Consider the following 7,179-nt stretch of genomic DNA (forward strand, 5'->3'; position numbering starts at 1 on the left):
GAAAAATAAATTTAAAAATCAAAAAATATTTCTTAAATATGATAAAATTAAATATGATGATGATAACAACTTACTGTGTTATGTTTACTTGAGAAACAAAACTTTTATCAATGCTCATCTTATAAAAACCGGTTTAGTAACTGTCGATACTTCTTATGATTATAAAAATTTGGAAAAATTAAAAAAAATGGAGTTATAAATAGCAAAAGAATGGATATTGAATAGTGCGATGAACAGATTTCAACTTAATTTTAAGAGGAATGTGGGAGCTGTATCAGCCGAAATTAGAAACTGTCAGCCTAAAAGTATTGAAGATTGGAAAGAGTATTATTTCGATAATGTAAGACCAAAACAACATATTGAAGATTTAGGGAAGAAATTATACATTAAAATAACAGAAGTAATATCTGCTGAAGTTGAAGATATAACTGAAGAAGATTGTATCGATTATATGTTACATATGGTGATCGATAGAACTTTTGACGGATTTATGACAGAAATCAAGACTGTTTATGGTCAATTACAAGTCGATATTCCTTATAAAATCGAGCCTGCTCCTGATGAATGGGATAGACTTTTCAATGTTGATTTTTACATTAAAATTAATGATGCTTATATTGGATTACAAATTAAACCTGTTAGTGATGTATCACAAATTCCTGAAATATATAAAGAACGAAAATTGCAAATGAAAACACACCTTGAATTCACAAAAAAATTCGGAGGTAAAGTGTTTTATATTTATTCAACCAAAGTTGGGAAAAAAAAGGAAATTCAGAACAAAGATGTTATTGAAGATATTCTATCTGAAATCAAAAAGCTTTCATAGAAGAACTTATAACACAATTTTTTCAAAATAATTTTATAATTTGATAAATCTTACAAAATTCTAAATTTTAAGAAACTTTATAAATGTACAAAAGGAAAACATATGAATCCAATTTACCTTGATTACAATGCCACTACTCCGATAGATCCGGAAGTTATAGCCGCAATGAAACCTTATCTCGATCAATATTTCGGCAATCCTTCTTCCTCTCATTTTTTTGGAATTCAGACCAGAAAAGCAGTGGAAACAGCCCGGAAACAGATCGCGGAAATGATAAACTGTTATCAGGATGAAATCATTTTTACCAGCGGAGGAACAGAATCAAATAATTATGCTATTAAGGGAATTGCTTCTGCCAATCGTGATAAAGGAAATCATATTATCACTTCGAGCATCGAACATCCGGCTGTAATCGAAGTCTGTAAATTCCTGGAAACGGAAGGCTTTCAGATAACATATTTACCGGTCGATGAATTTGGTTTGATCGATGTCGAAGATGTCAGAAAAGCTATTAAATCACAAACAATTTTGATCTCGATCATGCATGCCAACAACGAAGTCGGGACGATTCAACCGATATCCGAAATTGCCCGGATTGCAAAAAGCAATAATATTTTTTTGCACACGGATGCTGCTCAATCGATGGGAAAAATTCCGGTAAAAGTCGATGAACTTGGAATCGATCTGCTCTCGATTGCCGGTCATAAACTTTATGCTCCCAAAGGAATTGGAGCATTATTTATCAAACGAGGAACAAAACTCGCAAAACTTATGCACGGAGCAGATCATGAGCAGAATTTACGAGCTGGAACCGAAAATGTCCTTGAAATTGTAGGACTGGGAAAAGCCTGCAAAATTGCAGCGCGCGATCTTTCTGAAAATATGATTCATCTAAAAAAAATGAGAGATAAGTTGCATCAAGGATTATTGGAAAAATTCCCGGAATTAAAACTGAACGGACATCCAGAGACGCGGTTGCCGAATACTTTGAGCATCGCTTTTCCCAATATCGAAGCAAATCTCATTTTATCAGAAATGGAAGGAGTTGCTGCTTCTGCCGGAGCTGCCTGTCATTCTGATTCGATAGATGTTTCTCCTGTTCTTTCTGCGATGAAAGTTCCCTTGGATTATGCAATGGGAACGATCAGGTTCTCAACCGGAAAAATGACCAGTGAAGAGAAAATAAAAAAAGCAGTTGAAATTATTTCGGATGTGATCCAAAAACTTAAGCCTGACGCAAAAACATCCATCATTTCCGACAAAATCAAAATGACTCATTATACAGCAGGTTTGGGTTGTGCCTGCAAATTACGACCGCAAGCACTGGAAAAAATCTTACGAACTTTAGCTCCGATCACCGATCCAAATGTTCTGGTGGGAACGAATACTGCCGATGATGCTGCTGTTTACCTGCTCGATGAAAATACGGCAATTGTACAGACTGTTGACTTTTTTACTCCTATCATCGATGATCCTTATCAATTCGGAGCAATTACAGCAGCAAATGCTTTAAGCGATATTTACGCAATGGGAGCAAAACCTTTGTTTGCTTTGAATATCGTCGGTTTTCCTTCCAATCGTTTACCAATGGATGTTCTCAAACAAATGCTTTTGGGAGCTCAAGACAAAGCAGCAGAAGCCGGAATAAGCATTATCGGAGGTCATACGATCGATGATCCGGAACCGAAATACGGACTGGTCGTTCTGGGAATTGTTCATCCCGATAAAATCCTGACAAATTCCAAAGCAGAGCCGGGAGATAAAATTATTTTGACAAAACCGATAGGTCTTGGAATTATCAGCACAGCTTTGAAAAGAGGATTTGCGGATGAAAAAACTCAAGAAAAAGTTTATAGAATAATGAGTGATCTGAATAAAAAAGCAGCAGAAATTATGAGTAAATTCCCGGTAAATTCCTGCACCGATGTAACCGGATTCGGTCTTCTCGGTCATTTAATGGAAATGACCAAAGCGAGCAAAGTTGATGCGGAGCTGTTTCTAAAGGATGTTCCCATAATTCCGGAAGCAATGGAATTTATTACAGGAAATATCATTCCGGGAGGAACGAAGAATAACCTGGATTATGTTTCTGATTATGTGATCTGGAATGAAAAAATATCTCATCCGGAAAAAATAATTCTCTGCGATGCCCAAACTTCCGGCGGATTGCTGATTTCCATTAAACCGGATTTTGCAGAAAAAATGTTGACGGAACTTCATAATAACGGGATCAACGATTCTGCGATCATTGGAAGTTTTATTGGAAATGGAGAAGGAAAGATTTTAGTAAAATAATTTTAATCGGATATTTTTATGAACAAAAACACAATCAAAGTTTTATTGATCGAAGATGACATCGTTGACCAGACGGCGTTCAAACGACTGGTTGAAAAAGAAGATTTACCTTACGATTATGAAATTGCCAATTCAGTTGCTAACGCAAAAGCAAAACTTACCAAGAAGAAATACGATATTGTGGTTGCAGATTATCATCTCGGAGACGGAACTGCTTTTGAAATTTTCCCCTTTCTAAAGAAAACTCCTTTTATTTTTATTACCGGTGAAGGTGATGAAGAAATTGCAGTGAAAGCCCTCAAGGCAGGAGCCTTTCATTACCAGGTTAAAGATCGAGAAAGAAATTATTTAAAGGTTCTGCCCTCTTCTATCAATAAAGCATTGATCCATAAAAGAACAGAAGATGAGCGACAAAAAGTTCTTAAAGAATTAAGAAGAAGTGAAGCAAAACACAGAATTCTTCTAAAAAGCATTATTTCTCCGGTTCTGGCTTTATGGGAAGATCAGAAGATCTTCTATTGCAATAATGCCTATGCGGAATTTGTTGGAAAAACGGTTAAAGAACTGGAAGGGAAAAACTTGCTGGAGATTTTTCCTGAATTGGAAAAAACCAGATTATACGAATCAATACTGAAAGTTTTCAAAACCGGTATAAAAAAGGAAACTGAGGAAAAAATCGGAGATAAATTCATTCATACCCGAATCTACCGGACTCCCTGGGGAATTTTATTGATTGCTAATGACATCACGAATAGAAAAAATTCTGAAAATGAAATCAGGGCAAAAAATAAAGAACTCCGGGAAGCCTACAAAAAATTAAGCAAATTAGCCCGAACAGACCTGCTCCCAAATCTTGGCAACCGCCGTGAACTGCTGGAAAAAATCCAAGCTGAAATCAATCGTTTTGAAAGAAAGAAAAATCCTTTTATCATTATTCTTGGCGATATCGACGATTTCAAATCGATAAATGACAATTTTGGTCATGATGCTGGAGATTATGTTCTCAAAACGATTTCCAAATTGATGAAATCCAATTTGCGAAAACAGGATGTAATCAGTCGTTGGGGTGGCGAGGAATTTTTATTCCTGCTTCCTGAAACAGATCTCACCAGCGGGAAACGAATTTCTGAAAGAATGAGAAAAAATATCGAAAATTATCCTTTTCATTTTAAGGACAAAAAAATAAATGTAACCATAACTTTTGGAGTAAGTATTTTTGATAAAATAATGAATATCGACGAATGCTTTATAATGGCTGATAAAGCTTTATATAAAGGTAAGATCAGTGGAAAAAATTGTGTTGTTTCAGCAAATGAAAGAATAGAAAAATGATAATTCAGTTTTTAGGAACATCCGCAGCAGTTCCAACAAAAGAAAGAAATTTACCGGGAATCATCCTGAAATTTGAGCAAACTCCGGATTGGATGCTTTTCGATTGTGGTGAAGGAACTCAATATCAGCTTCTTCATACAAATTATTCCTTACCAAAATTAAGTCATATTTTTATCTCTCATCTGCATGGAGATCATGTGTTCGGAATTTTTGGATTACTGGCAACAAGAAACATGAACAATGCCCAAAATCCTCTGACAATCGTAGGTCCAAAAGGAATAAAAAAACTCCTGAATTCAGTTTTTAAGATCGTGGAAAACCGCTTCGATTACAAAATAAATTTTTATGAAATATCTTCTGAAAACACTGATTTCCAGATCCCTCATGCAGAAATTAAAATCATTCCTCTTGCTCACTCTATCCCTTCTTATGCTTTTTTGATCCGGGAAGAAGAAAAACCAGGCAAGTTTAATGTAGAAAAAGCAAAAAGTATGGGAATCTCTCCAGGTCCTGTTTTCGGAAGATTGAAAAGAGGAGAAAAAGTTGAATTGGAAAAAGGAAAAATTCTTGATGGTAACGATTTTGTCGAGAAACCGGTTCCCGGAAGAAAGATCATAATTGCCGGCGATAACAGTAAACCGGAAATCCTTTCTCCTTATCTAAAAAACTGCAATCTGCTGGTTCATGAAGCGACTTTTACCAACGAGATCAAGGAGAAGATCAAAGACGATTATTTTCATGCGACTGCTCTTCAAGTTGCCAAAGTTTCAGAAAGAGTGCATTTAAAAAACTTTATTTTAACTCATTTCAGTGCCAGGTTTTCCAATAATTATTCCAAAACAGAAAATGATCTTAAGAAAATGCGGGAAGAAGTGGAATCAGTATTTTCAGGAAAATTCTTTCTCGCTAATGATCTTGACTTATTCCAGTTGGATATGAATAAAATCCTTTCAAAAATAAATTCGAGAAAAACTTCTGATATTATTGCCGGATAATTGCGGGAAAAATGGATAAAATATGAGTCCACTCTAAAAAGGCAATAATTTGGAATATGTATGAAATTTTGCACGAAATTTGGAAACTGATGAATCAGTTAATGACTTCTATTTTCTTATTAACCACCAACTTAAGTTGGTGGTTAATGAAACAGGAAAAAGTATTAACCGTTTTAACGGTTTCTAATTTTATTGAATTTGACCTTTTTAGAGTGGGCTCAAATATAAAAAGGAATAATCTGATGTTAAAGAAAAACTTAATAATATTAATTCTGCTCATATTCATCTTCCTTCCAAATATTGCTCGTTCGCTTTCATTTCGGGGAATTGTTACTTCTGCAGCTTATTTCCCCGGATATCCAAAATATCAATTCAATAGTCCTGTGATCGGATTCAAGACAAAATTAGATATTTTAAATATTTATGAATATTGGGGAATCGGAGGTTCTGCTTTTCTCAAAATCGTCAGTTATCATGCTTACTTTCAAAACCTGCAATATTACCAGTTATACCTCCATCGTTTCTGGAATATTAGAACAGAAGGTTCTTATTTTCTGCACGGATTCTTCACCGGGATCAAGCAGACAAACCTGGAATATGAAGATTATCAAACTCATCTTAAGGCAGAAGTTTCTATGACCAGACCACTTTTTGGTTATTGTTTTTCAACCGAAGTTTTTGGAGCATCATTAGATTGGACTCAAACCGAAAATCGTAAATCAAAATGGGAATGGGAGATCAAAAGCAGGAATTCTCGGGGATTGATCCTCCAGATTGGCGGAAGTTTAAAAGGTCCGGTTTCCGGTGTAAAATCAGATTTTCATATTTATACTGGTTATGAATTTGGTTTTTAGTAGTTCGGAACTTGTTCCGAAACCAAAATAGATGAATTATATCTCTAAACAGAACAATCCTTCAATCCCAAAAAAAGATTTTTCTATTTCATATTGGAGAGCAAATCTATATGCGATTCCATTTGCAATTTTCATTCTGCTTCTTTATTTTCTCCCTTTTATTTTCTTTTGGGGATTCAAGGATTTGAGGAAATTTGTTTACACTCCCTATTTTAAGATCCCGGTTTTTTTGTTGATCCTGATTTCAGGAATTATTGCCCATGAATTGATCCATGCAATAGGATTTAAGATTTTCGGAAAAATTAATTCCGCAGATATCAAAATAGGAATTCAATGGAAAAGTCTTACTCCTTATGCAACTTGTTTGAAACCAATGAAAGTAGGAGATTACAGGTTGTCGTGTCTTGCACCTGCAATTATTTTGGGAATAATTCCGGGAATTATCGCGATTATTTTCAAACTGAATTGGTTGCTCATTTATGCAGCCATCTTTACAATTGCTTCTGTTGGTGATTTCATTATCTACTGGTTGATCAGGAAAGTGAAGAATGGACAGTTGGTGCAAGATCATGAATTTCGAGCCGGATGTTATGTTTATGAAGAGAAACCGCTGATTGACGCGGATTAGGACGGGTAGTTTATTGTGAATATTTTTGCTTATTGAAAAGAATAATTTACTGAAGTTATTATCAAAATTTATTAAAAAGTTGAATTTTTTCCCTTTTGTAAATTTTGTGCCTTTTGGTAGTAATTTAATGTATCGGAATTTCAAAATTAGCCACAGAGTCACAGAGATCACAGAGATTTTTTATTTTGCATTTCAATTTTCTGAATTCCCGTTTCCTTTTCCTGTTTCCAATTATATTTTTAATCA

The 7,179-nt window shown here is 34.8% G+C and carries 6 protein-coding genes; all 6 read left to right on the forward strand.

Translation table 11 applies throughout. The features are described from left to right. On the forward strand, window positions 1–199 hold a 199-nt coding region (locus tag ENL20_11285; protein ID HHE39135.1), incomplete at its 5' end, for a site-specific DNA-methyltransferase. Beyond that, window positions 200–829 carry an MjaI family restriction endonuclease gene (locus tag ENL20_11290; GenBank protein HHE39136.1) on the forward strand — a complete coding sequence of 210 codons (630 nt, stop codon included), beginning with the start codon at window positions 200–202 and terminating at the stop codon, window positions 827–829. A gap of 102 nt (window positions 830–931) precedes the next feature. Next, the gene (gene selD / locus ENL20_11295) at window positions 932–3,124 is read left to right on the forward strand and encodes a selenide, water dikinase SelD (GenBank protein HHE39137.1); all 2,193 of its coding nucleotides are present in this window, start codon (window positions 932–934) and stop codon (window positions 3,122–3,124) included. An 18-nt stretch (window positions 3,125–3,142) separates the two neighbouring features. After that, complete coding sequence (locus ENL20_11300) at window positions 3,143–4,456, forward strand: diguanylate cyclase (protein ID HHE39138.1); 1,314 nt, start codon at window positions 3,143–3,145, stop codon at window positions 4,454–4,456. After that, window positions 4,453–5,451: a ribonuclease Z gene (gene rnz, locus ENL20_11305; GenBank protein ID HHE39139.1), complete on the forward strand. Its 999-nt coding sequence runs from the start codon at window positions 4,453–4,455 to the stop codon at window positions 5,449–5,451. Before ENL20_11300 ends, rnz begins: the two co-directional genes overlap by 4 nt. A gap of 885 nt (window positions 5,452–6,336) precedes the next feature. Beyond that, window positions 6,337–6,933 (forward strand): DUF3267 domain-containing protein, encoded by a 597-nt coding sequence (locus ENL20_11310; GenBank protein ID HHE39140.1) that lies wholly within the window; start codon window positions 6,337–6,339, stop codon window positions 6,931–6,933. Window positions 6,934–7,179: the final 246 nt, after the last annotated feature.

The sequence above is a fragment of the Candidatus Cloacimonadota bacterium genome (assembly GCA_011372345.1).
Taxonomy (GTDB): Bacteria; Cloacimonadota; Cloacimonadia; order Cloacimonadales; family TCS61; genus DRTC01.